Consider the following 20,797-nt stretch of genomic DNA (forward strand, 5'->3'; position numbering starts at 1 on the left):
CTACCGAGGGGCCCGGCGGGACGGAACAGGAGTCAGGCGGCGGCGGGGCGCCCGATGATGCCGGCGCGCTGGAGCAGGAGGTAGAGCTGGCAACCGAGGCAGAAAGCGAAGGCGGCATTAAGGAACGCGGCGATGAAGGCGGCTGCCGTGGCGATCGGGAGCGCCCACGGGACGCCGAGGAGATGCAGGACGAGACCGATGCCGACGACGAACAGCCCCACGCCCTGGGAGAACCGGGGTGGGCGCGGGTCCTCGAGCTCGGTCGGCGGTGAGAGTCGCGGGCGGACGAGCGTGCGGAAGACGACGCTCCACGGCGTGGTCCGGGGCGAGACGACACCCCACAGGAAGAGGAGGGCGATGACGACCGTGAGAAGGAAGCCCGGGTCGAGCGCGCGTTGGGCGGGTGTCGATGATGAGATCACCAAACCACCGGGAACGAACGTGGAATCTGCGAGCGGCTGATAGGCGAACCAGCCGAATGAGCCCGCACTCGCGGATTCCGTCGATATCCCGATCAATGCCAGGAACGTCGCCACCAGGAGGAGCAACGCGGTGATCGTAGCGGCGAAGCGCGGACCACGGGGATCGATGCCTTCGGGAGTGCTCATGTGTGCTCCGGTCTTCGCGCCTCAGACGGTGGCGACGGCTTCTGTGAGGGCGTGCGGGTGGGGAACCCCGTGGAATCGTGCGCGGACCGCGCCGGAACCGTCGACCAGGAACGTCGTCGGCGTCTGCAGCACCCGGTAGCGCGCGGAGAGATCGGGGCGATGGGTCAGGTCCACCTCGACGTGCGCGAGCCCATCATGACCGGACGCGTAGTCGTGCAGCAGGCGACGGACCTGCGGGCACCGCGCGCACATCTCGGTGCTGAACTGCACGAGGGTGGCGCGCGAGCCGAGTTCCGCCGACACGACATCCGCGGGGTCGAATCGAAGCGTCCCGCCATCGCGTCGCCGTCCGTCTCGACGTCGCAGGACGATGCCGATGATCGTCGCGAGCGCGAGGAGCGCCACGGCGACTCCGAGGGCGAGAGCGGGCGACATGTGTCGAGAGTACGTGCTCCGTCGGGGTGCCGATGCCGATGTTTCCGAGCATGACGAACCCCGGCCCCAACGCGGTGGCTCCGCCCGTGCCCGGGGCTGGGAAGGTATCGTGGCTGTCATGAGTGCAGCCGTCCCGACGCCCTACGAAGACCTGCTCCGCGATGTCCTGGAGACCGGCACGCACAAGTCGGATCGGACGGGCACCGGGACCACGAGTGTCTTCGGTCGACAGATCCGTTTCGACCTGTCGAAGGGCTTCCCGCTCATCACCACGAAGCGCGTGCACTTCAAATCCATCGCCTACGAGCTGCTGTGGTTCCTGCAGGGCGACTCCAACGTCGGCTGGTTGCGGGAGAACGGCGTCACGATCTGGGACGAGTGGGCGGACGAGTCCGGCGACCTAGGGCCGGTCTACGGTGTGCAGTGGCGGTCGTGGCCGACGCCTGACGGCGGCAGCATCGACCAGCTCTCCGAGGTGATCGAGCAGATCCGGCGTTCGCCCGATTCGCGCAGGCTCATCGTGTCGGCGTGGAACCCGGCTGATATCCCCGACATGGCGCTCGCTCCCTGTCACGCGCTCTTTCAGTTCTACGTCGCGGACGGCAAGCTCTCGTGCCAGCTGTATCAGCGCAGCGCCGACATGTTCCTCGGGGTGCCGTTCAACATCGCCTCCTACGCCCTGCTCACGATGATGATCGCGCAGCAGGTGGGGCTCGAGCCCGGTGACTTCGTATGGACGGGCGGCGACTGCCACGTCTACGACAACCACGTCGAGCAGGTGCGCGAGCAGCTGAGCCGTGAGCCGTTCGAATACCCGACGCTCCGATTCGCGCGCAAGCCCGAGTCGATCCTCGACTACCGCTACGAGGACTTCGTGGTCGAGGACTATCAGCATCACGCCCCGATCCGCGCGGCGGTGGCGGTATGACCTGGGTCGGGCTCATCTGGGCCGAAGCCCACGGCGGCGTGATCGGCGCCGAGGGTGGCATGCCCTGGCACGTGCCCGAAGACCTGGCGCACTTCAAGGACGTCACGCTCGGGACGCCGGTGGTGATGGGGCGCAAGACCTGGGACTCGCTCCCTGAACGATTCCGTCCGCTGGCCGGCCGTGACAACATCGTGGTGACCCGCCAGCAGGACTGGTCGGAGGAGGGTGCCCGCCGCGCCGCCACCGTCGCTGAAGCCGTCCGCGGCCTGGACCGGGTGTGGATCATCGGCGGCGCGGAGATCTTCCGTCAGGTGATCGGCGACGCCGACCGGCTCGAAGTCACCGAGCTCGATCTCGATGTCGACGGGGACGCGTACGCGCCGGCCAAGACCGGGTGGCGACTCGTCGACGAGGGGGAGTGGCAGACCTCCCGCACCGGCATCCGCTACCGCTTCCTCGGATACGAGCGCTGATGCCCACCGCTTTGATCACCGGAGCAAGTGCCGGACTGGGCGCAGAGTTCGCCCGCCAGCTCGCCCGCCGTCGCGCCGACCTCATCCTCGTCGCGCGTTCCGCGGATGCGCTGGAGCAGCTGGCGACCGAGCTGCGCGGTGAGTACGGGGTCGCCGTCGAGGTGCTCCCCGCCGATCTGGCGGATGCTGCGGGGGTCGAGAGCGTCGCTGCACGGCTGCGCGACACCGCGGATCCGGTCGATCTGCTCGTGAACAACGCCGGATTCGGGTTGCCGCTCCGCTTCGCCGACAACGACATCGACGATGAGGTGCGGCATCTCCGGGTGCACGTCGAGGCGTCGATGCGTCTCATGCACGCCGCTCTGCAGTCCATGCGCGGACGAGGCGGGCGCATCATCAACGTGGCCTCCGTCGCCGGCTTCATCTCACGCTCGACCTATTCGGCGTGCAAGTCGTGGCTGATCGGCTTCAGTCGGTGGGCGAACGCCGAGTATGCGCGCGACGCAGTCAGCGTCACCGCCCTCTGCCCCGGATTCACGCACACCTCGTTCCACGAGCGGATGGGACTCGCCGTGGGCGAGGAGGGCGTGCCCGCCTTCATGTGGTTGGACGCCCGCGACGTGGTCCGTGCGGGGCTGCGCGATGCGGCCCGTGGCAGGTCCGTGTCCATCCCGTCGCTGCGATACAAGGCGATCGTGGCGTTGACGCGTGTGCTGCCGAGCTCGCTGACGTCGGGCGTCGCCCGTCGAGGCCGCGTCTGACGAGCGTCACCGCGTCCGCATGACCTCGACGCGAACCGATACGCTGGGTCTATGACGCACTCGGGCAACCCTTTCGGACAGGTTCTCGTCGCGCTCGTCACTCCGATGACAGCCGACGGTGAAGTCGATTGGCCCGCCGTCGAGAAGCACATCGATGACGTGATCACCGCGGGAGCGGACGGCATCGTCGTGACGGGAACGACCGGCGAGACCTCGACCCTGACGGACCCCGAGAAGCTCAAGCTCGTCGAGGTCGGCAAGTCCGTATCGGCAGGCCGCGCCAAGATCATCACCGGCGGCGGCTCCAACGAGACCGCGCACGCCATCGAGCTGTACAAGGCCAGCGAGAAGGCCGGCGCCGACGGCATCATGATCGTCACGCCCTACTACAACAAGCCGACGCAGGCCGGCATCCTCACGCACTTCCGCCTGGTCGCCGACGCGACCGACCTCCCGGTGATCCTCTACGACATCCCGGGGCGCACCGGTGTGCCGATCAAGTACGAGACGATCCTGCGCCTCGCGAAGCATCCGAACATCCTCGCGGTGAAGGACGCCAAGGGCGACTTCTCCGAGGTGAGCCGCGTGCTCAACCAGACCGACCTGATGTACTTCTCCGGCGACGACGCCAATGTGCTGCCGCACCTCGCGATCGGGGCCACCGGCCTCATCGGCGTGACGGCGAACGTCGCCGCCGCGCCGTATCGTACGATCATCGACGCGGTGAACGCGGGCGACCTGGCCACGGCGACAGCCGAGCACAAGCGGCTCGAGCCGCTCGTGCGCGCTGTCATGACGCACGTCCCAGGAACGGTCGCCGCCAAGTACATCCTGCACGGGCTCGGCCGCATCTCGAGCCCGCGCGTCCGTCTGCCCCTGGTCGGTCCCGAGGAATGGGAGGCCGCGCTCATCGAGGATGAGCTCGACCTCGTCAAGAACGTTCCCGGAGCCGACTTCTCGAACTTCCGACCCGACCGCAACGCGGCTGCGGGTGGTGCCCTGCCGAAGGTGCACGGCACGACGCGCTGAGCCGCGTCCCCACGAACGAACGGACGCGTGGAGTGTCCGACTGAGGAGACAGCATGTCCATTCCCCTGGTAGAACCGGCCGCTCTCGCTGATGGGACGCTGCGGGTCATCCCGATCGGCGGTCTCGGCGAGATCGGTCGCAACATGACCGCGTTCGAGTACGACGGCAAGATCCTGATCGTCGACTGCGGCGTGCTCTTCCCCGAGGAACACCAGCCGGGCGTCGATCTGATCCTGCCCGACTTCGAGCCGATCCGTGATCGCCTCGACGACATCGTCGGCGTCGTGCTCACTCACGGCCACGAGGATCACATCGGTGCCGTTCCGTATCTGCTGCGTCTGAAGAGCGACATCCCGCTGATCGGTTCGGGGCTCACGCTCGCGCTGGTCGAAGCGAAGCTCAAGGAGCACCGTATCAAGGCCTTCACCCTCACCGTGAAGGAGGGGGAGCAGGAGCGAGTCGGACCCTTCGATCTCGAATTCGTCGCGGTCAACCACTCCATCCCTGACGCGCTGGCCGTCGCCATCCGGACACCGGCCGGCATGGTGCTCGCCACCGGTGACTTCAAGATGGACCAGCTGCCGCTGGACGGCCGCATCACCGATCTGCGCGCGTTCGCCCGCCTCGGCGAGGAGGGCGTCGACCTGTTCCTCGTGGACTCGACGAATGCCGACGTCCCCGGCTTCACTCCCACCGAACGCTCCATCGGTCCGGTTCTCGACCAGGTCATCGCCAAGGCACCGCGCCGCGTGATCGTCGCGAGCTTCTCCAGCCACGTCCACCGTGTGCAGCAGGTCATCGACGCCGCGTACTCCAACGGACGCCGCGTCGCATTCCTCGGCCGCAGCATGGTGCGGAACATGACCATCGCCGAGCAGCTCGGCTATCTGAAGGTGCCCGACGGGGTCCTCATCGACTTCAAGAAGGCGCGCGATCTCCCGGACGAGAAGATCGTCTACATGTCGACCGGTTCCCAGGGCGAGCCGATGGCGGTGCTCAGCCGCATGGCGAACATGGACCACGCGATCGAGATCAGCGAGGGCGACACCGTCATCCTCGCCTCCAGCCTCATCCCGGGCAACGAGAACGCCGTCTACCGCGTGATCGACGGGTTGACCAAGCTCGGCGCCAACGTCGTGCACAAGGCCAACGCGAAGGTGCATGTCTCCGGGCATGCCGCCGCCGGCGAGCTGATCTACTGCTACAACATCCTGAAGCCGAAGAACGTCCTTCCGGTGCACGGCGAGTACCGACACCTCATCGCGAACGCCAAGCTCGCGCAGGAAACCGGCGTCCCTGAGGCGAACACGATCATCGCCTCCAACGGCACCGTGATCGATCTCAAGAGCGGCGTGGCGAGCGTCGTAGGCCAGCTGGATCTCGGGTTCGTCTACGTCGACGGCTCGTCGGTCGGAGCGGTCACCGATGCCGACCTCAAGGATCGACGCATCCTCGCCGAGGAGGGCTTCATCTCGGTGATCGTCGTCGTGGATGCCGCGACCGGCCGCATCATCTCCGGTCCCGAGATCCACGCGCGTGGTGTCGCCGAAGATGACTCCGTGTTCGATGACGTCGCGCCGAAGATCGTCGCGGCGCTCAAGGAGGCGGCGGGCAACGGCGTGCGTGACACCCACTCGCTGTCGCAGGTCGTGCGACGCACGATCGGGCGCTGGGTGAACCAGCGGCTGCGTCGTCGTCCGATGATCGTCCCGCTCGTCATCGAAGCGTGACGGCCGCCCGGTATTCACGGTCGGCCGTCATCCCGGCGTAACACCCCGGTTCTATGCTCACGTCATGGACAGGGGCATTGCCCTTCGCAGGGCGGCGCAGACGGATGCGAGGTTCCTCGGCGACATGCTCGTCGAGGCCGCCAACTGGCGCGCCGGGGGAGTGCGCCCGAGACACGAAGTGCTGACTTCGGCGGATCATCGACGCTATCTCGCGGGATGGAAGCGGATGTCCGACGACGGTCTTGTCGCCACCAGCGACGATGACATCCCGGTCGGCGCTGCCTGGTATCGGGTCCTGCCGCAGAACGCCCCGGGACTCGGCTTCATCGGAGCCGCTGTCCCCGAGCTGATCATCGGCGTGCACCCGCTCTGGCGGGCTCGGGGGGTGGGACGATCTCTGTTGCGCGGCATAGTGCAGCTCGCCGGCGCAGAGGGGCACGCAAGGATCAGCCTGAGCGTCGAGCGCGACAACTTCGCCCGCAATCTGTATCGCGCCGAGGGATTCGCCATTGTCGGGGAGGGTGAGACCCGAGACACGATGGCGCGTCGCACCAGGTAGCCGCCTCCGCGAGGATCGACGGAAAGCCGCGTCATTACGCGGAGATGTCGGCTGTTGGACGTAACGTGAGAGCATGGCCAGGAGTACCACGAAGACAGAGCGCGCGTCGACCAGCGCACCGTCGCGCCCCAAGCGGCAGACGGCTCCCAAGGCCCAGCCCGCACCGAAGAAGTACATCGACGAGGCCGACAAGCCTCCGGTGGCAGTCCGGGCCTGGATCGGACTCGCCCACGGCGTCGGCGGGCTCTTCCGCGCCTTCGGGCCTGAGGCGCTGGAGAAGGACGACCGCCGCGACGGCTTCCCGTTCCTCCTCGTGCTGCTCGCGGCTCTCGGCGCCGTGAACGAGTGGGTCTTCATCGGCAACGAAGTGGCCGAGAACATCAGTGCCTACTCCGTGGGGCTGCTCGTCGGCAGAGTGGCGTTCATCATGCCCCTGCTTCTGCTGGTGCTGGCCGGTTGGCTGTTCCGCCACCCCGCGTCGGTTCACGACAACGGACGCATCGGCTTCGGTTTCGGCCTGTTCGTGATCTCCCTGGCAGGTTTCTGCCATGTCGCCGGAGGACAGCCACAGCCCCAGCCGAACATCACGGCGTTGAACACGGGGGGCGGGTTGCTCGGGTGGCTGGTGGGGCAGCCGCTGACTTACCTCACGAATATCCCTGCCTACATCGTGCTCGCGTTGCTGACCGCACTCAGCATCCTGATCCTCACCAAGACACCGCCGAACCGCATCGGTCGACGCCTCGGCGATCTCTACGCCTGGATGTTCGACGCCGAGCGTCCGGAGAAGCCCGCCAAAGACGCCGCCGCGATCGATGAGGCCGACAAGGTCGACGACCCCGACGTGCTGCCCTGGTGGCGACGCAACAAGACGGGTCGGGAAGAAGACCCTGACGAGGGCACTCTCGGATCCGACGACATCACGGCGCTGCTCACGACCTCCGACCCGACTCCGGCCTACGACCAGGCGGTCGTCGTCGAGAATCCCTACGACGCCGCCACCGAGGTGCTGTCCGAGGTTCGCTCGGTCGCGGATTCGCTCGCCGAGCAGCAGACCACAGCGCTCCTCGATGATTCCTCCGACACGGGCGAGGCACCGGAGCTTCCCGGCCTCGACGGCTTCGGTACAGACGGTCCGGGCGACCGGGGTCCGCAGGCTCCCGTGACGCCGTACATCCTGCCTTCTCCCGGCCTCCTCGTCGAAGGGCCGCCGCCGGTTCTTCGCTCCGAGGCCACCGACAAGGTGATCGAGCAGATCACCAGCGTGCTGACGCAGTTCAAGGTCGACGCGAAGGTCACCGGCTTCTCGCGCGGGCCGACGGTCACGCAGTACGAGGTCGAGGTCGGTCACGGCGTCAAGGTCGAGAAGATCCTGCAGCTGAGCAACAACTTCGCCTACGCCGTGGCGTCGAACGACGTCCGCATCCTCTCGCCGATCCCCGGCAAGAGCGCGATCGGCATCGAGATCCCGAACGCCGACAAGGAGATGGTCGCGCTCGGCGACGTCCTCCGGTCGCCGGCCGCGCAGAAGAGCACGCACCCGATGACCATCGGCGTCGGCAAAGATGTCGGTGGCAACATCGTCATCGCGAACCTCGCCAAGATGCCGCACCTCCTGGTCGCCGGTTCCACGGGTTCCGGTAAGTCGAGCTTCGTGAACTCCATGATCACGAGCCTGCTCATGCGGGCTCGCCCCGCGGACGTGCGTATGGTCCTGATCGACCCGAAGCGCGTGGAGCTCACGAGTTACGCCGGCGTTCCGCACCTCATCACGCCCATCATCACGAACCCGAAGAAGGCAGCCGAGGCGCTGCAGTGGGTCGTGAAGGAGATGGACATGCGGTACGACGACCTCGCGTCGTTCGGCTTCCGTCACATCGACGACTTCAACCGTGCCGTGCGCGCCGGCGAAGTCGAACTCCCTGTGGGCAGCGAGCGAGTTCTCAAGCCGTACCCGTACCTCCTCGTCGTGGTCGACGAGCTGGCCGACCTGATGATGGTCGCGCCTCGTGACGTGGAGGACTCGATCGTCCGCATCACGCAGCTCGCGCGAGCTTCGGGTATCCACCTGGTCCTCGCCACGCAGCGCCCCAGCGTCGACGTGGTCACCGGTCTCATCAAGGCCAACGTCCCTTCGCGACTGGCGTTCGCCGTCACCAGCGTCACCGACAGCCGCGTCATCCTGGACAGCCCCGGGGCCGACAAGCTGATCGGGCAGGGCGACGCGCTGTTCTCGCCGATGGGATCGTCGAAGCCGTTCCGTCTGCAGGGTGCGTGGGTCGATGAGAAGGAGATCGACGCCGTCGTCAAGCACGTCACCCGTCAGGCTCGGCCGGACTACCGACCCGATGTGCAGGAGGCGATGGAGCCGACGAAGAAGAAGGAAGTCGACGAAGACATCGGCGACGACCTGGAGCTTCTGCTCGCTGCAGCCGAGCTCATCGTCTCTTCGCAGTTCGGCTCCACGTCGATGCTGCAGCGCAAGCTGCGTGTCGGCTTCGCCAAGGCGGGTCGCCTGATGGACCTTCTGGAATCGCGCGAGATCGTCGGGCCCTCGGAGGGCTCCAAGGCCCGCGACGTGCTGGCCACGGCCGAGCAGCTCCCGCAGGTGATGGCGAAGCTGCGCGGAGACGATGCTCCCGGGGCCTCCCCGGCTCCGGCTGCTCCGGCAGCCCCTCCGGTTCCGCCGATGCCTCAGATGCATGATCCGATCGCCGCCCAGTATGAAGGACTCCCCGAGGTGGAGGCCGACGGCGGCGACGAAGACGCCTGGGGTCTGACGGGGCGCGACTGATGACGATTCCTCGGCAGCTGCCCAACGCCATCACCGTCGCGCGTATCCCGCTGGCGGTCATCTTCTTCGTCCTGCTGCTGCTCGGTGGCACCTACGGACTCCCCGAGCCCGGCCTCCGCTGGGCGGCCGCCATCATCTTCATCGTCGGGATCTCCACCGACTGGGTCGACGGCTACCTCGCACGCAAGTACGACATCGTCAGCGACTTCGGCAAACTCTGGGACCCGATCGCCGACAAGATGCTCACCGGAGCGGGCTTCATCGGCCTCGCCATCCTCGGTGAGGTCAGCTGGTGGATCGTCGCCATCATCCTCATCCGTGAGTGGGGGATCACGATCCACCGTCTCATGGTCGCGAGCGAGCATGTGGTCGCGGCTGCCTGGATGGGCAAGATCAAGACGGCGTTCCAGGGGGTCGCACTCGGGTGGGCGTTGCTTCCCCTGCACGTCCTCATCGGCCTCGATGCCTGGACGCTGATCACCTTCATCCTGATGGTCATTGTCCTCGTGCTCACGGTGGCGAGCGGGATCGACTACATCGTCGCGCAGGCACGCGGATCGCGCCAGAAGCAGGCATGAGCGGCGCGGGCGCCGCCGCACTGCTGTCGGCTCTGACACACCGCGGTTGGACTCTGGGCGTCGCCGAGTCGCTCACGGGCGGCGCGCTGTGCGCCGAGATCGTGTCGGTTCCGGGGGCTTCCGCGGTCTTGCTCGGTGGTGTGGTGGCCTATGCGACCCCGGTCAAGGCGACGGTCCTCGGTGTGGATGCCGAGCTCCTCGCTGCTCACGGGCCGGTCCACCCGCAGGTCGCCTTGCAGATGGCAGACGGCGTGCGCCGCGTCGTGAACGTAGACGGAGTCCCGGCTGACGTCGGGGTCTCGACGACCGGCATCGCCGGCCCGGATTCCCCCGACGGCCAGCCGGTGGGAACGGTGCACATCGGGATCGTGACACCCGACGGCTCGTCGACGAAGGCGCTGCACCTGCAGGGTGACCGTGATTCGATCCGTGCTCTGACGGTGGTGGCGGCTCTCCAAGAATTGCTCGAGTTCGTCCAGGAATAGTGACGATCCGATCTCGGTTATTACGGATGTGCTCACATTCAAACCACAGAGTGCAGGGGTAGATTTCGGGCAGGTCAGGGGTACTAGACTGGCTGTCTCATCGGGGGAGACCTCGAACGATCACATGGGGAGGAGGTTCCGATGATTCTTGTACGACAGGAAATCGGCGATGTGCTGAGGGACTTCCGCCTGCAGAAGGGGCGCACGCTCCGGCAGGTCGCGAGCAAAGCGTCGGTGGCGCTCGGCTACCTCAGTGAGGTCGAGCGGGGCCAGAAGGAGGCGTCGAGCGAGATCCTCGCATCCGTCGCCGATGCTCTCGACGTGCCCATCTCGACGATCATGCGTGAGGTCGGGGACCGTATCTCTGTACTCGAGGGCATTCAGGTCTTCCCGGATGTCGTTCCGGACGACCTCGTCGCGTCGGTCGAGCCTCAGCTCTCGCTGCACTGAGCTTCGCATGCGGGTGAGCGATGCGTCGTAGCGAGTTCCTTCGCGCCGTCGACACCGAGTTCCAGGCGCGAGCCTCGTCATTGGTGAACGACCTCGGGCTTTCAGCCTTGCGTGGCCGTACGGCGCTCGAAGCTCTGGAAGACGGCACGCCGCCGCGGGAGATCTGGTTGGCGCTCTGCGCAGAGATGGATGTTCCGGAGAACCGTCGGCACGGCGTCGGACGGCAGGAGCCGCGAGGGCGTTGAGCCCTGGAGGGTGTCCGCAGGTTACGGGACACGACCTGTGATGATCGGCGTGTCGTCGAAGATCTGTTCGAAGCGGGCGTAGTCTTCTGCACAAGTGGTTCAGGGAATCTGTTCTCCACGGTATGCGAGCTCTCGGCGTCGATGTCGGTGGCCTCTCCTACGGTGGAAACAAGCCGAAGAGCCATTACGCCTTGTCGGAGAGTTCCTCCCAACCGGGAGAGCCGCGACAGCCTACAGGCGGCACCACGCGCGCAGAAGGAGCAGACCATGCCATCACCCGCCGACCGCGAGAAGTCCCTCGAGACCGCACTCGCCCAGATCGATCGTCAGTTCGGAAAGGGCTCGGTCATGCGGCTGGGCAGCGATGAGCGCGCCCCCGTGGCCGTCATCCCCACCGGCTCCATCGCCCTCGACGTCGCCCTCGGCGTCGGAGGTCTCCCGCGTGGCCGCATCGTCGAGATCTACGGACCTGAGTCCTCGGGTAAGACGACGCTGACATTGCACGCGATCGCGAACGCGCAGCGTGGCGGTGGCATCGCAGCCTTCATCGATGCCGAGCACGCGCTCGACCCCGACTACGCGGCGAAGCTCGGCGTCGATATCGACGCGCTTCTCGTCTCTCAGCCCGACACCGGCGAGCAGGCGCTCGAGATCGCCGACATGCTCGTGCGTTCCGGTGCCATCGACCTCATCGTCATCGACTCCGTCGCGGCGCTCGTGCCTCGTGCGGAGATCGAGGGCGAGATGGGTGACTCGCATGTGGGCCTGCAGGCACGTCTCATGTCGCAGGCGCTGCGCAAGCTCACCGGTGGTCTGAGCCAGACGAACACGACCATGATCTTCATCAACCAGCTCCGCGAGAAGATCGGTGTCTTCTTCGGATCACCCGAGACGACCGCCGGTGGTAAGGCGCTGAAGTTCTACGCCTCTGTCCGCATGGACATCCGCCGTATCGAGACGCTGAAGGACGGCACCGACGCGGTAGGAAACCGCACCAGGGTCAAGGTCGTGAAGAACAAGATGGCCCCGCCCTTCAAGCAGGCGGAGTTCGACATCCTCTACGGTGTCGGTATCTCTCGCGAGGGCAGCCTGATCGACTTCGGTGTCGAACATGCCATCGTGAAGAAGTCGGGCTCGTGGTACACCTACGATGGCGACCAGCTGGGTCAGGGCAAGGAGAACGCACGGACTTTCCTGCTCAACAACCCCGACATCGCGCTGGCGATCGAGACGCAGATCAAGCAGAAGCTCGGCATCGGCGGACCAGCCGCCGTGCCTGCTGCAGCAGACGAGCTCGCTGAGCGTCGTCCGGCCTGATGAGTGACACTCGTGGGGGCGATCCCGACCGGATCGCCCCCATCATTCCGCTCTTCGGACGCGCCGTGAAGAAGGCCGATCCGCTTGCTGTCGCTCCTGGCGGCGATGACCTCTCAGACGGCGCTTCCGCGGGCCCCGGTGACGCAGGCCAGTGGCGGTCCACATGGGATGCGCGAGAGCGCACCTCTCGCGCCGAAAGTCGGCCCCAGTCCGGCAGCCCCAGCGACCGTCATCCCGCGCGTGGGGCATCAGCCCGAGCTGGGTCGGAAACATCGAAGACCGCGCCGAGACTTCACGCGCTCGGGATCCCACCCGTCGCGCAGGGAATTGCTGAGGAGCCGGGAGAGCTCGACGATATCCGCACGGCGGCCGAGGAGTCCCTCGTGAGAAAGCTGCGGACTCGATCTCTCTCGGTCTCCGAAGCGCGTCAGGCGCTGAGGGGGCACGGGCTCGATAACGCTGTGATCGACGACGTGATCGACGACTTCTGCCGTCGTGGCTACCTCGACGATGCCGCTCTTGCCGGTGTTCTGGTGACATCGGGGGTCGAGCGGAAGGGACAGGGGAGGGTCGCTCTGTCGCGCGCACTCGCTCAACGGGGTATTCCTCGCGACGTGATCGACGCTGCACTCGACGAACTGCCGGATGATGACGATGAACGGGCCCTCGAATTCGCCCGCAGCAAGGCACGTTCGTTGGGCCGACTCGACAACGACACCGCCCTTCGGCGTCTGGTGGGACAGCTTTCGCGACGCGGCTACAACGGCTCCGTCGCGATGAAGGCTGCCAAGCAGGCGTTGCGGGAGACCGGCTCGATTGCGTCGAACTCGGGTGTCCGATTCGTCGATTCGGACTGAGCGGGCGACGCAGCATCCGCATCCACACGGCTCGTAGAATGGGTTGATCATGACTATTCCGCGCAGCGAACCGACGATCATCAGCGCCTCGTCCGCAGCCGTCGACGAAGACGGACGCCAGCGATCGTACGAGGTGCGCACTTTCGGGTGCCAGATGAACGTGCACGATTCCGAACGGCTCTCCGGATCGCTGGAAAGCGCCGGCTACGTCCGTGCACTCGACGGCGCCGAGGCCGACGTGGTGATCATCAACACCTGCGCGGTGCGCGACAACGCCGCCGGAAAGCTCTACGGCACCCTCGGACATCTCGCCTCCGTCAAGCGTCGTAAAGAAGGTATGCAGATCGCGGTCGGCGGCTGCCTGGCCCAGATGGACAAGCAGGCAGTTCTCGACAAGGCGCCCTGGGTGGACGTCGTGTTCGGCACGCACAACATGGGGTCGCTGCCCGGGCTGCTGGAGCGTGCACGTCACAACGGCGATGCGGAGCTGGAGATCCTCGAGTCGCTCGAGGTGTTCCCGTCGACGCTTCCGACGAAGCGCGACTCGGCGCACAGCGGATGGGTGTCGATCTCGGTCGGCTGCAACAACACGTGCACGTTCTGCATCGTCCCGAGTCTGCGTGGCAAGGAGAAGGACCGGCGTCCCGGCGACATCCTCAACGAGATCCGCCTCCTCGTCGAAGACGGCGCCATCGAGGTCACTCTCCTCGGCCAGAACGTGAATTCGTACGGCGTCGAGTTCGGCGACCGACAGGCGTTCGGAAAGCTGCTGCGCGCTGCCGGCGAAATCGAGGGACTGGAGCGCATCCGCTTCACGAGTCCGCACCCTGCCGCGTTCACCGATGACGTGATCGACGCCATGGCCGAGACCCCGAGCGTGATGCCGCAGTTGCACATGCCGCTGCAGTCCGGCAGCGATCGCATCCTCAAAGCGATGCGGCGGTCGTACCGCAGTGAGCGTTTCCTCGGGATCCTCGATCGTGTCCGTGCGCGGATCCCGAATGCCTCGATCACGACCGACATCATCGTCGGTTTCCCGGGGGAGACCGACGAAGACTTCGAAGACACGATGCGCGTCGTCGAGCAATCCCGCTTCTCCGGAGCCTTCACCTTCCAGTACTCGATCCGCGAGGGCACGCCCGCCGCGACGATGGAGGATCAGGTTCCGAAGGAGATCGTCCAGGAACGGTACAACCGCCTGATCGCACTCCAGGAGCGAATCTCGCTGGAGGAGAACCAGAAGCAGGTCGGACGCCAGGTCGAGGTTCTCGTCTCGACCGGCGACGGCAAGAAAGACGCCGAGACGCACCGGCTGACCGGCCGTGCCGAAGACAACCGTCTGGTGCACTTCGAGGTCACCGCCGGCTCGGACCTCCCGCGGCCCGGCGACATCGTCACGGTCAGCGTCACCCATGCGGCCCCCTTCCACCTGCTTGCCGACGATCCGACCGGAGCGCCGCTGCGCATCCGTAGAACGCGCGGGGGTGACGCCTGGGATCGCTCGCAGGCGGAATCGTGCGCGGTGCCGACTTCGGCGTCCGACGGCGGCCCGCGCGCCGTATCCCTCGGTCTGCCCACCCTTCGCGTCGGAGTGTGAGCGAACCGCGCCTCTGGGCGATAGTCGGAGCCACAGGAACCGGGAAGAGTGCCCTCGCGCTCGATCTGGCGGAGGCTCTCCGTGCCCGCGGCAACCCGGCCGAGGTCGTGAACGCCGATGCCATGCAGCTCTATCGTGGGATGGACATCGGCACGGCGAAGCTCCCTGTCGCCGACCGACGCGGAATCCCGCATCACCTCTTCGACGTTCGTGAAGTGGATCAGGACGCGGCTGTCGCCTGGTACCAGCCCGCAGCGCGAGAGGCGGTCGGCGCGATCCACCGACGCGGAGGCGATGCGATCCTGGTCGGCGGTTCGGGCCTCTATGTCTCGAGCGTCGTGTACGAGTTCCATTTTCCACCGCGAGACCCCGAGATCCGTGCGCGACTGGAAGTAGAGCTGGAGTCGCACGGGCTGGACGTTCTCCTCGATCGGCTCCGGTCGGCGGACCCGGCAGCAGCGGCGAAGGTCGACCCGCGCAACAGCCGACGGGTTATCCGCGCTCTCGAGGTGCTCGCGCAGGGGAGCAGTACCCACGGCGCGTCACTGCCGGAGAAGCCCGTGCTGTGGCAGCAGCGCACGAGGCTGATCGGCCTGCACGTCGAACGCTCCCAGCTGGTCTCCCGCCTGGATGATCGCGTCGAGCGGATGTGGGAGGCCGGGATACTGACCGAAGTCGCTGCACTGAGGCAGAAGGGCCTCGAGCGGGGTGCCACGGCCTCCAGAGCGATCGGGTACGCGCAGGCGCTGGGCCAGCTCGATGGCACCCTCACTGCGGCGGAAGCCATCGCCGAGACGCAGGCGCTCACACGCCGCTACGCCCGTCGACAGGTGTCGTGGTTCAAGCGGTATCCCGACCTGGAGTGGTGGGATGCTCCGGCGGACGTGGGGGCACTCCTGGCCGAGTGAGCCAGCGCGCCGCAATCGACCGTCGCGATGTCGGAGGCAGGTGCGAGGCTCGATGCATGGCCACCCACTTCTTCACCGCATCCAGCCTCGACGGATTCATCGCGACAGACGAGCATTCGCTCGACTGGCTGCTGACCCAAGACGTCGACCCCGACGGGCCGATGGGCTACAACGCCTTCGAGAAGAACATCGGCGCGCTGGCGATGGGTTCGTCGACCTACGAGTGGGTGATGCGACACGAAGAAGGACGATGGGGGTACACGCAGCCCACCTGGGTGTTCACACACCGCGAGATCTCGCTCCCGGAGGGTGCCGATGTGCGGCTGACGCATGACGACGTGCGCAGCGTGCACGCCGAGATGCTCGCTGCCGTCGCGGGTCAGGACATCTGGATCGTCGGTGGGGGAGATCTCGCGGGTCAATTCGCGGACGCAGGTCTTCTGGATGAGGTGTGGGTCCAGTACGCGCCGGTGACGCTGGGCTCCGGCGCCCCACTCCTTCCGCGGCGGCTCGACCTGGAGCTTCTCGAGGTCGCGCGAAACCGCAACTTCCTCTGCGGTCGATATTCGGTCGTCTCGGCCGGAGCCGCGAAGTGACTTCGTAGAACGTTCTGCGGAGGAGGTGCGCGGCGTCTTCGCCGTATGGCTGCGCTCTCTAGACTGGGGGCATGGTCGCATTCACCAAGGGTCACGGCACGGGCAACGACTTCATCATCATCGCCGACCCCGACGGGGCGCTCGATCTGACGGTCGAGCAGGTCGCCGTGCTGTGCGACCGCCACTTCGGAATCGGTGCCGACGGCATCCTCCGCGTCGTGCGCTCGTCGGCGATCGCTGAGGGAGCAGCGGCTCTGGCCGAGGAGCCGGCGGCCGAGTGGTTCATGGACTATCGCAACGCCGACGGATCGATCGCCGAGATGTGCGGCAACGGCATCCGGGTCTTCGCTCACTATCTCGTGCGCGCGGGGCTTGCGACCATTGAACCGGGAGCGACACTGCCGATCGGTACCCGTGCCGGTGTGCGCGACGTGACGCGCAGCGCGACGGGATACCAGGTCGACCTCGGCCTGTGGAAGCTGTCCGGCGACGACCCGCTGGTGCGCGTCGACGGCCTCCCGGTCACGCGTCCCGGTCTCGGAATCGACGTCGGCAACCCTCACGTGATCGTGGCGATCGCCTCCGAACATGAGCTCGCCTTGCTCGAGCTGCACCGTGCGCCGGAACTCGATCCCGTTCTGCCGGCCGGCGCGAACGTCGAGTTCGTCGTTCCGGGTGAGCCGTTGGTGCGCGACGGAGTCGGGCACGTCCGCATGCGTGTGTTCGAGCGCGGCGTCGGTGAGACCCTCAGCTGCGGTACCGGTGTGGCTGCCACCGCACTCGCCGTGCGGTACTGGGCGGGGGAGAATGCCCCGAACAATTGGCAGGTCGAGGTGCCGGGAGGAACACTCGGAGTGCGGATGTTCCCGGCAGAAGACGGCGAGCACGTCGCCCTGTCCGGTCCCGCTCAACTCGTCTTCAGCGGAGAGATCGAGCTGCTCTGACCGAAGCCGTACGACGCCGTCGTCGGCCGGCGTGGTCGCTCTGCATCGACGCGGTCAGAGTCCGGACAGCGCGATCGGCTCGGTCGGCGGCGTCCCGTGCTTGCGTACCTTGAGGATGCGATAGCCCTTGCCGGTCGCGGTGCGGAAGACGCTGTATCCCGGCTGGAACGTCGAGCCGATCCAGCGCTGCAGCGAGTCGGCTCCGAGATTGCGCTGCACGACGAGCCAGGCGTCGCTGCGTTCGTCGAGCCGCGGTATCCACCTCTCCAACAGTCCGTGCAGTTCGTTCTTGCCCACGCGGATCGGCGGATTCGAGCGGATGGTGCGGAACGAGACGTGCTCGGGAACATCGTCGGGCAGCGATGCGTTGATATTGGTGAGCCCGAGGGACGCGGCGTTGCGGCGCACGAGATCGAGGGCACGCTCATTCACATCGACGGCCCAGACCGTGGCATGCGGAGCGGCGAGGGCCATCGAGATGCTGACGGGGCCCCAGCCGCTGCCGAGGTCGAGAAGATTGCCTCCCGGGGGAACCGGGGGCATGTTGGCGAGGAGCACTGCAGTGCCGGCATCCAACCGATCCGGGCTGAAGACGCCACCGGCGGTGGTGACTTCCAGCTCTCGGCCTGCGAGTGATACACGGATCCTGCGCAGATTCTCGGGGCTTGCCGGGGCCGCAGTGAAGTAGTGGTCTGACCCCATACGGTGAGCGTACCGGACAGCGCGGGCTAAGGTTAAGGCTCGCTACAAAACCCCCAGAGACAAGGAACGGATGACGGATACCACGACACCCTCCAACGGCGACGACACGGTCGATCGCGTGCTCGCGAACGCAGAGAAGCGCTCCGACGTCCACGTGTTCGGGGCAGCGCAGGCGCTGCAAGACGAGTCGACCGCCGCGCACGCCAGCACGGACGGGGCGCAATGGGATCTCGAAGACCGTCACGCTCTTCGCCGCGTCGGTGGACTCTCGACCGAGCTCGAGGACGTCACCGAGGTCGAGTACCGCCAGCTTCGCCTGGAGAACGTCGTCCTCGTCGGTGTCTACCCGCAGGGTGCGCAGGAGGATGCCGAGAACTCGCTGCGTGAGCTCGCCGCACTGGCCGAGACCGCGGGTGCCGTCGTGCTCGATGGCGTTCTGCAGCGTCGCCCGCACCCGGATGCTGCCACGTATCTCGGGCGCGGCAAGGCGCAGGAGCTCAAGGACATCGTCGCCGCGGTCGGGGCCGACACGGTCATCGCCGACACCGAACTCGCGCCGAGCCAGCGACGCGCGCTCGAGGACGTCGTCAAGGTGAAGGTCATCGACCGCACCACCGTGATCCTCGACATCTTCAGCCAGCACGCGAAGAGCAGGGAGGGCAAGGCGCAGGTCGAGCTCGCTCAGCTCGAGTATCTGCTCCCTCGTCTTCGCGGGTGGGGCGACTCCATGAGCCGACAAGCCGGTGGCCAGGTCGGCGCCGGTGGTGCGGGCATGGGATCCCGTGGTCCCGGTGAGACCAAGATCGAGCTCGATCGGCGGCGGATCCGCACCAAGATGGCGCTCCTGCGTCGGCAGATCCGTGACTTCGGACCGGCTCGTGAAGCGAAGCGTGCGGAGCGCAAACGCAACACCATCCCCTCGGTGGCGATCGCCGGCTACACCAACGCGGGCAAGTCGAGTCTGCTCAATGCGCTCACCAGTGCCGGCGTCCTGGTCGAGAACGCCCTCTTCGCGACGCTGGACGCGACCGTGCGCCGATCTGAGACCGAAGACGGCCGTGTCTACACGCTGACCGACACCGTCGGCTTTGTCCGCAATCTCCCGCATCAGCTCGTCGAGGCCTTCCGCTCGACCCTGGAAGAGGTCGGAGAGGCTGACGTGGTGCTCCACGTCGTCGATGCGTCGCACCCCGACCCGGCCGGTCAGCTGCAGACGGTACGCGATGTCCTCGGCGATGTCGGAGTGCGTGACCTGCCCGAGATCGTCGTCTTCAACAAGGCAGATCTGATCGACGCCGACGAACGCCTGGTGCTCCGCGGTCTCCAGCCGCACGCGCACTTCGTGTCGTCACGCTCCGGTGAGGGAATCGCCGAACTCCGTGCCGTCATCGAGGAAGCACTCCCGAAGCCGGCGATCGAGGTTCACGCGGTGATCCCGTATGACCGCGGCGACCTCGTGGCGGCCATCCATGAGACGGGGATGCTCCTCGAAGTGGAGCATCGAGAGGCCGGCACCGCCGTGCACGCGAGGGTGTCCGAGCGCCTCGCGGCAGAACTAGCTCCCTTCACCGTCGTCAACTGACCCGGCTCACCGGGCGAGGAAGCGCGCCTCGACCGTCGCGGAGATGACGATCTCCTCCGGCTCGTATTCCATGGCCGGGGCTGCATCTGCGGCGAATGCCACGCCTCCGCGAGCCTTCATCATGGGCGCACCCGGCATCGGCTGCCCGCTCGAGATGAGACCGACATCGGCGATCTCGAGCGGCGTGACCTCGTCGAGACCGAGAGCCCCCGCATATGCCTTGGCGCGGGTGACGGCGACGCTGACGGCCTCGGCGGCCACCTCCCGCTCGATCTGCGTTCGTGTCACGCGGGTGAGGTGCCAATCGACCCAGCCCACCTCGACGCCGTCCCAGGGCGAGATGTCCGAGACCCATATCGAGAGTTCCGATGCCTCTGCGAATGTCGCAGTGAAGTCGATGCTCGCGTAGTAGACGGGTGCGAGGCGCTTGCCGTCGTTGTTCCAGGGTCGCTCGGCTCGCACGGAGAGTCGTTTGCTGGTCCAGTCGACGACGCTGCACTCCTCTGCCCGCTCCGTGATGCTGCCGCGTACGGGCTCGGCCAAACGCATCACGTGCTCGACGACGGTCGTGCGCTCGGAACCCTCCGCCCGCACGCTGACCCGGATGGTGGCGCGCTCCGGCGCGACACGCGCCTCGTGTTCGCCGCGGACTGTGACGGTGACTTCGCTCATGCGCTGACTCTACGCCAGCGCTCCGGGCGCCTGCGGAATGGCGAATGGCCCGTGAACGTTGTAGTCTGTGATGCTCGGGTGTTCGTCGCCCGGGATGGTAATTCCATAGTGTGACAGCGGCTCCTTCGAGAGAAGGACCACGGGGCTGATCGGTTTCGACAGCGCCTGTGAATCCACGAGAAGCGGGCCGAGGATGCAGAGTTATCTCGTTAACGCTCTCTGCAAAAAAATAGTTGCCGAAACCAAGCGCAACGACTTCGCCCTCGCTGCATAAGCGAGCCCGATAGTCCGTCAGACCGTATGTGATTCCGATACGGATCCTGGCGTCATTTAGGAATCTTGCTGCGTGATGGCGTCTGGACGTCACGTGGGACTCTTCCCAGGCTGGGCTCGTCGACTTAGGTGTCTGTGACAAAGGTCGGAGCCGAGTAGAACGTCTTCACAGACTGCGCCCGGAGAAGGCGTGGAGACTCAGCGTTGGACGGGGGTTCGATTCCCCCCAGCTCCACCAAGCCGTTGTCACAGAAGAAGCCCCGTGCTCTCCTTC

General features: G+C 66.5%; 21 protein-coding genes, 1 other RNA gene and 1 pseudogene. 19 read left to right on the forward strand and 4 right to left on the reverse strand.

Annotated features, from left to right (window positions below; genetic code table 11):
• Positions 1-32: 32 nt before the first annotated feature.
• Together GZ67_RS0108505 and GZ67_RS0108510 are read right to left on the reverse strand one after the other, a co-directional pair.
• Positions 33-608 (reverse strand): DUF4395 domain-containing protein, encoded by a 576-nt coding sequence (locus GZ67_RS0108505; protein ID WP_029263616.1) that lies wholly within the window; start codon positions 606-608, stop codon positions 33-35.
• Positions 609-629: 21 nt separating this feature from the next.
• Positions 630-1,043, reverse strand: coding sequence for a thioredoxin family protein (locus GZ67_RS0108510; RefSeq protein ID WP_029263615.1), 414 nt, complete (start codon positions 1,041-1,043; stop codon positions 630-632).
• Positions 1,044-1,161: 118 nt separating this feature from the next.
• Between GZ67_RS0108510 and GZ67_RS0108515 the strand changes: the two genes are divergently transcribed.
• The 17 genes from GZ67_RS0108515 (at position 1,162) to dapF (ending at position 17,294) form a co-directional block, all read left to right on the forward strand.
• Positions 1,162-1,971: a thymidylate synthase gene (locus tag GZ67_RS0108515; RefSeq protein ID WP_029263614.1), complete on the forward strand. Its 810-nt coding sequence runs from the start codon at positions 1,162-1,164 to the stop codon at positions 1,969-1,971.
• Entirely contained in the window at positions 1,968-2,444 is a 477-nt protein-coding gene (locus GZ67_RS0108520) for a dihydrofolate reductase (RefSeq protein WP_029263613.1), read from the forward strand. The genes GZ67_RS0108515 and GZ67_RS0108520 overlap by 4 nt, the downstream gene beginning before the upstream one ends.
• Positions 2,444-3,205, forward strand: a complete 762-nt coding sequence (locus GZ67_RS0108525) for an SDR family NAD(P)-dependent oxidoreductase (protein WP_029263612.1) — start codon at positions 2,444-2,446, stop codon at positions 3,203-3,205. The genes GZ67_RS0108520 and GZ67_RS0108525 overlap by 1 nt, the downstream gene beginning before the upstream one ends.
• 51 nt (positions 3,206-3,256) lie before the next feature.
• A complete protein-coding gene (gene dapA / locus GZ67_RS0108530) occupies positions 3,257-4,234 on the forward strand; it encodes a 4-hydroxy-tetrahydrodipicolinate synthase (RefSeq protein ID WP_029263611.1) in 978 nt (325 codons plus the stop codon).
• 53 nt (positions 4,235-4,287) lie between these two features.
• On the forward strand, positions 4,288-5,964 hold the full coding sequence (locus tag GZ67_RS0108535; RefSeq protein WP_029263610.1) for a ribonuclease J: 1,677 nt from the start codon (positions 4,288-4,290) through the stop codon (positions 5,962-5,964).
• Positions 5,965-6,028: 64 nt separating this feature from the next.
• Entirely contained in the window at positions 6,029-6,523 is a 495-nt protein-coding gene (locus GZ67_RS0108540) for a GNAT family N-acetyltransferase (RefSeq protein ID WP_029263609.1), read from the forward strand.
• A 73-nt stretch (positions 6,524-6,596) separates the two neighbouring features.
• A complete protein-coding gene (locus GZ67_RS0108545; RefSeq protein ID WP_029263608.1) occupies positions 6,597-9,317 on the forward strand; it encodes a DNA translocase FtsK in 2,721 nt (906 codons plus the stop codon).
• A complete protein-coding gene (gene pgsA / locus GZ67_RS0108550) occupies positions 9,317-9,895 on the forward strand; it encodes a CDP-diacylglycerol--glycerol-3-phosphate 3-phosphatidyltransferase (protein WP_029263607.1) in 579 nt (192 codons plus the stop codon). The genes GZ67_RS0108545 and pgsA overlap by 1 nt, the downstream gene beginning before the upstream one ends.
• Positions 9,892-10,380, forward strand: coding sequence for a CinA family protein (locus GZ67_RS0108555; protein ID WP_029263606.1), 489 nt, complete (start codon positions 9,892-9,894; stop codon positions 10,378-10,380). Before pgsA ends, GZ67_RS0108555 begins: the two co-directional genes overlap by 4 nt.
• Positions 10,381-10,521: 141 nt before the next feature.
• On the forward strand, positions 10,522-10,830 hold the full coding sequence (locus GZ67_RS0108560; RefSeq protein WP_026049981.1) for a helix-turn-helix domain-containing protein: 309 nt from the start codon (positions 10,522-10,524) through the stop codon (positions 10,828-10,830).
• A 20-nt stretch (positions 10,831-10,850) separates the two neighbouring features.
• Positions 10,851-11,075 carry a DUF3046 domain-containing protein gene (locus GZ67_RS20385; protein WP_081859941.1) on the forward strand — a complete coding sequence of 75 codons (225 nt, stop codon included), beginning with the start codon at positions 10,851-10,853 and terminating at the stop codon, positions 11,073-11,075.
• Positions 11,076-11,342: 267 nt separating this feature from the next.
• Entirely contained in the window at positions 11,343-12,392 is a 1,050-nt protein-coding gene (recA, locus tag GZ67_RS0108565) for a recombinase RecA (protein WP_029263605.1), read from the forward strand.
• Between the two features lie 473 nt (positions 12,393-12,865).
• The gene (locus GZ67_RS21205) at positions 12,866-13,249 is read left to right on the forward strand and encodes a regulatory protein RecX (RefSeq protein WP_231481747.1); all 384 of its coding nucleotides are present in this window, start codon (positions 12,866-12,868) and stop codon (positions 13,247-13,249) included.
• Positions 13,250-13,298: 49 nt separating this feature from the next.
• On the forward strand, positions 13,299-14,846 hold the full coding sequence (miaB, locus tag GZ67_RS0108575) for a tRNA (N6-isopentenyl adenosine(37)-C2)-methylthiotransferase MiaB (RefSeq protein ID WP_029263603.1): 1,548 nt from the start codon (positions 13,299-13,301) through the stop codon (positions 14,844-14,846).
• Complete coding sequence (gene miaA, locus GZ67_RS0108580; protein WP_029263602.1) at positions 14,843-15,754, forward strand: tRNA (adenosine(37)-N6)-dimethylallyltransferase MiaA; 912 nt, start codon at positions 14,843-14,845, stop codon at positions 15,752-15,754. Before miaB ends, miaA begins: the two co-directional genes overlap by 4 nt.
• A gap of 56 nt (positions 15,755-15,810) precedes the next feature.
• Entirely contained in the window at positions 15,811-16,350 is a 540-nt protein-coding gene (locus GZ67_RS0108585) for a dihydrofolate reductase family protein (protein WP_029263601.1), read from the forward strand.
• A gap of 71 nt (positions 16,351-16,421) precedes the next feature.
• Positions 16,422-17,294 carry a diaminopimelate epimerase gene (dapF, locus tag GZ67_RS0108590; RefSeq protein WP_029263600.1) on the forward strand — a complete coding sequence of 291 codons (873 nt, stop codon included), beginning with the start codon at positions 16,422-16,424 and terminating at the stop codon, positions 17,292-17,294.
• Positions 17,295-17,348: 54 nt separating this feature from the next.
• On the opposite strand, the gene GZ67_RS0108595 is transcribed toward dapF, so the two are convergent.
• On the reverse strand, positions 17,349-17,996 hold the full coding sequence (locus GZ67_RS0108595; RefSeq protein WP_029263599.1) for a class I SAM-dependent methyltransferase: 648 nt from the start codon (positions 17,994-17,996) through the stop codon (positions 17,349-17,351).
• A gap of 295 nt (positions 17,997-18,291) precedes the next feature.
• On the opposite strand from GZ67_RS0108595, the pseudogene hflX reads away from it, so the two are divergent.
• Positions 18,292-19,578: pseudogene (gene hflX, locus GZ67_RS0108600) on the forward strand (GTPase HflX); the annotation flags it as partial.
• Between the two features lie 6 nt (positions 19,579-19,584).
• On the opposite strand, the gene GZ67_RS0108605 reads toward hflX, so the two are convergent.
• On the reverse strand, positions 19,585-20,250 hold the full coding sequence (locus tag GZ67_RS0108605) for an SIMPL domain-containing protein (protein WP_029263597.1): 666 nt from the start codon (positions 20,248-20,250) through the stop codon (positions 19,585-19,587).
• Between the two features lie 141 nt (positions 20,251-20,391).
• Between GZ67_RS0108605 and ssrA the strand changes: the two genes are divergently transcribed.
• Positions 20,392-20,761, forward strand: a transfer-messenger RNA (tmRNA) gene (gene ssrA, locus GZ67_RS20395).
• Positions 20,762-20,797 lie beyond the last annotated feature (36 nt).

This window comes from Microbacterium sp. Cr-K20 (genome assembly GCF_000708325.1).
In the GTDB taxonomy this organism is placed as follows: domain Bacteria; phylum Actinomycetota; class Actinomycetes; order Actinomycetales; family Microbacteriaceae; genus Microbacterium.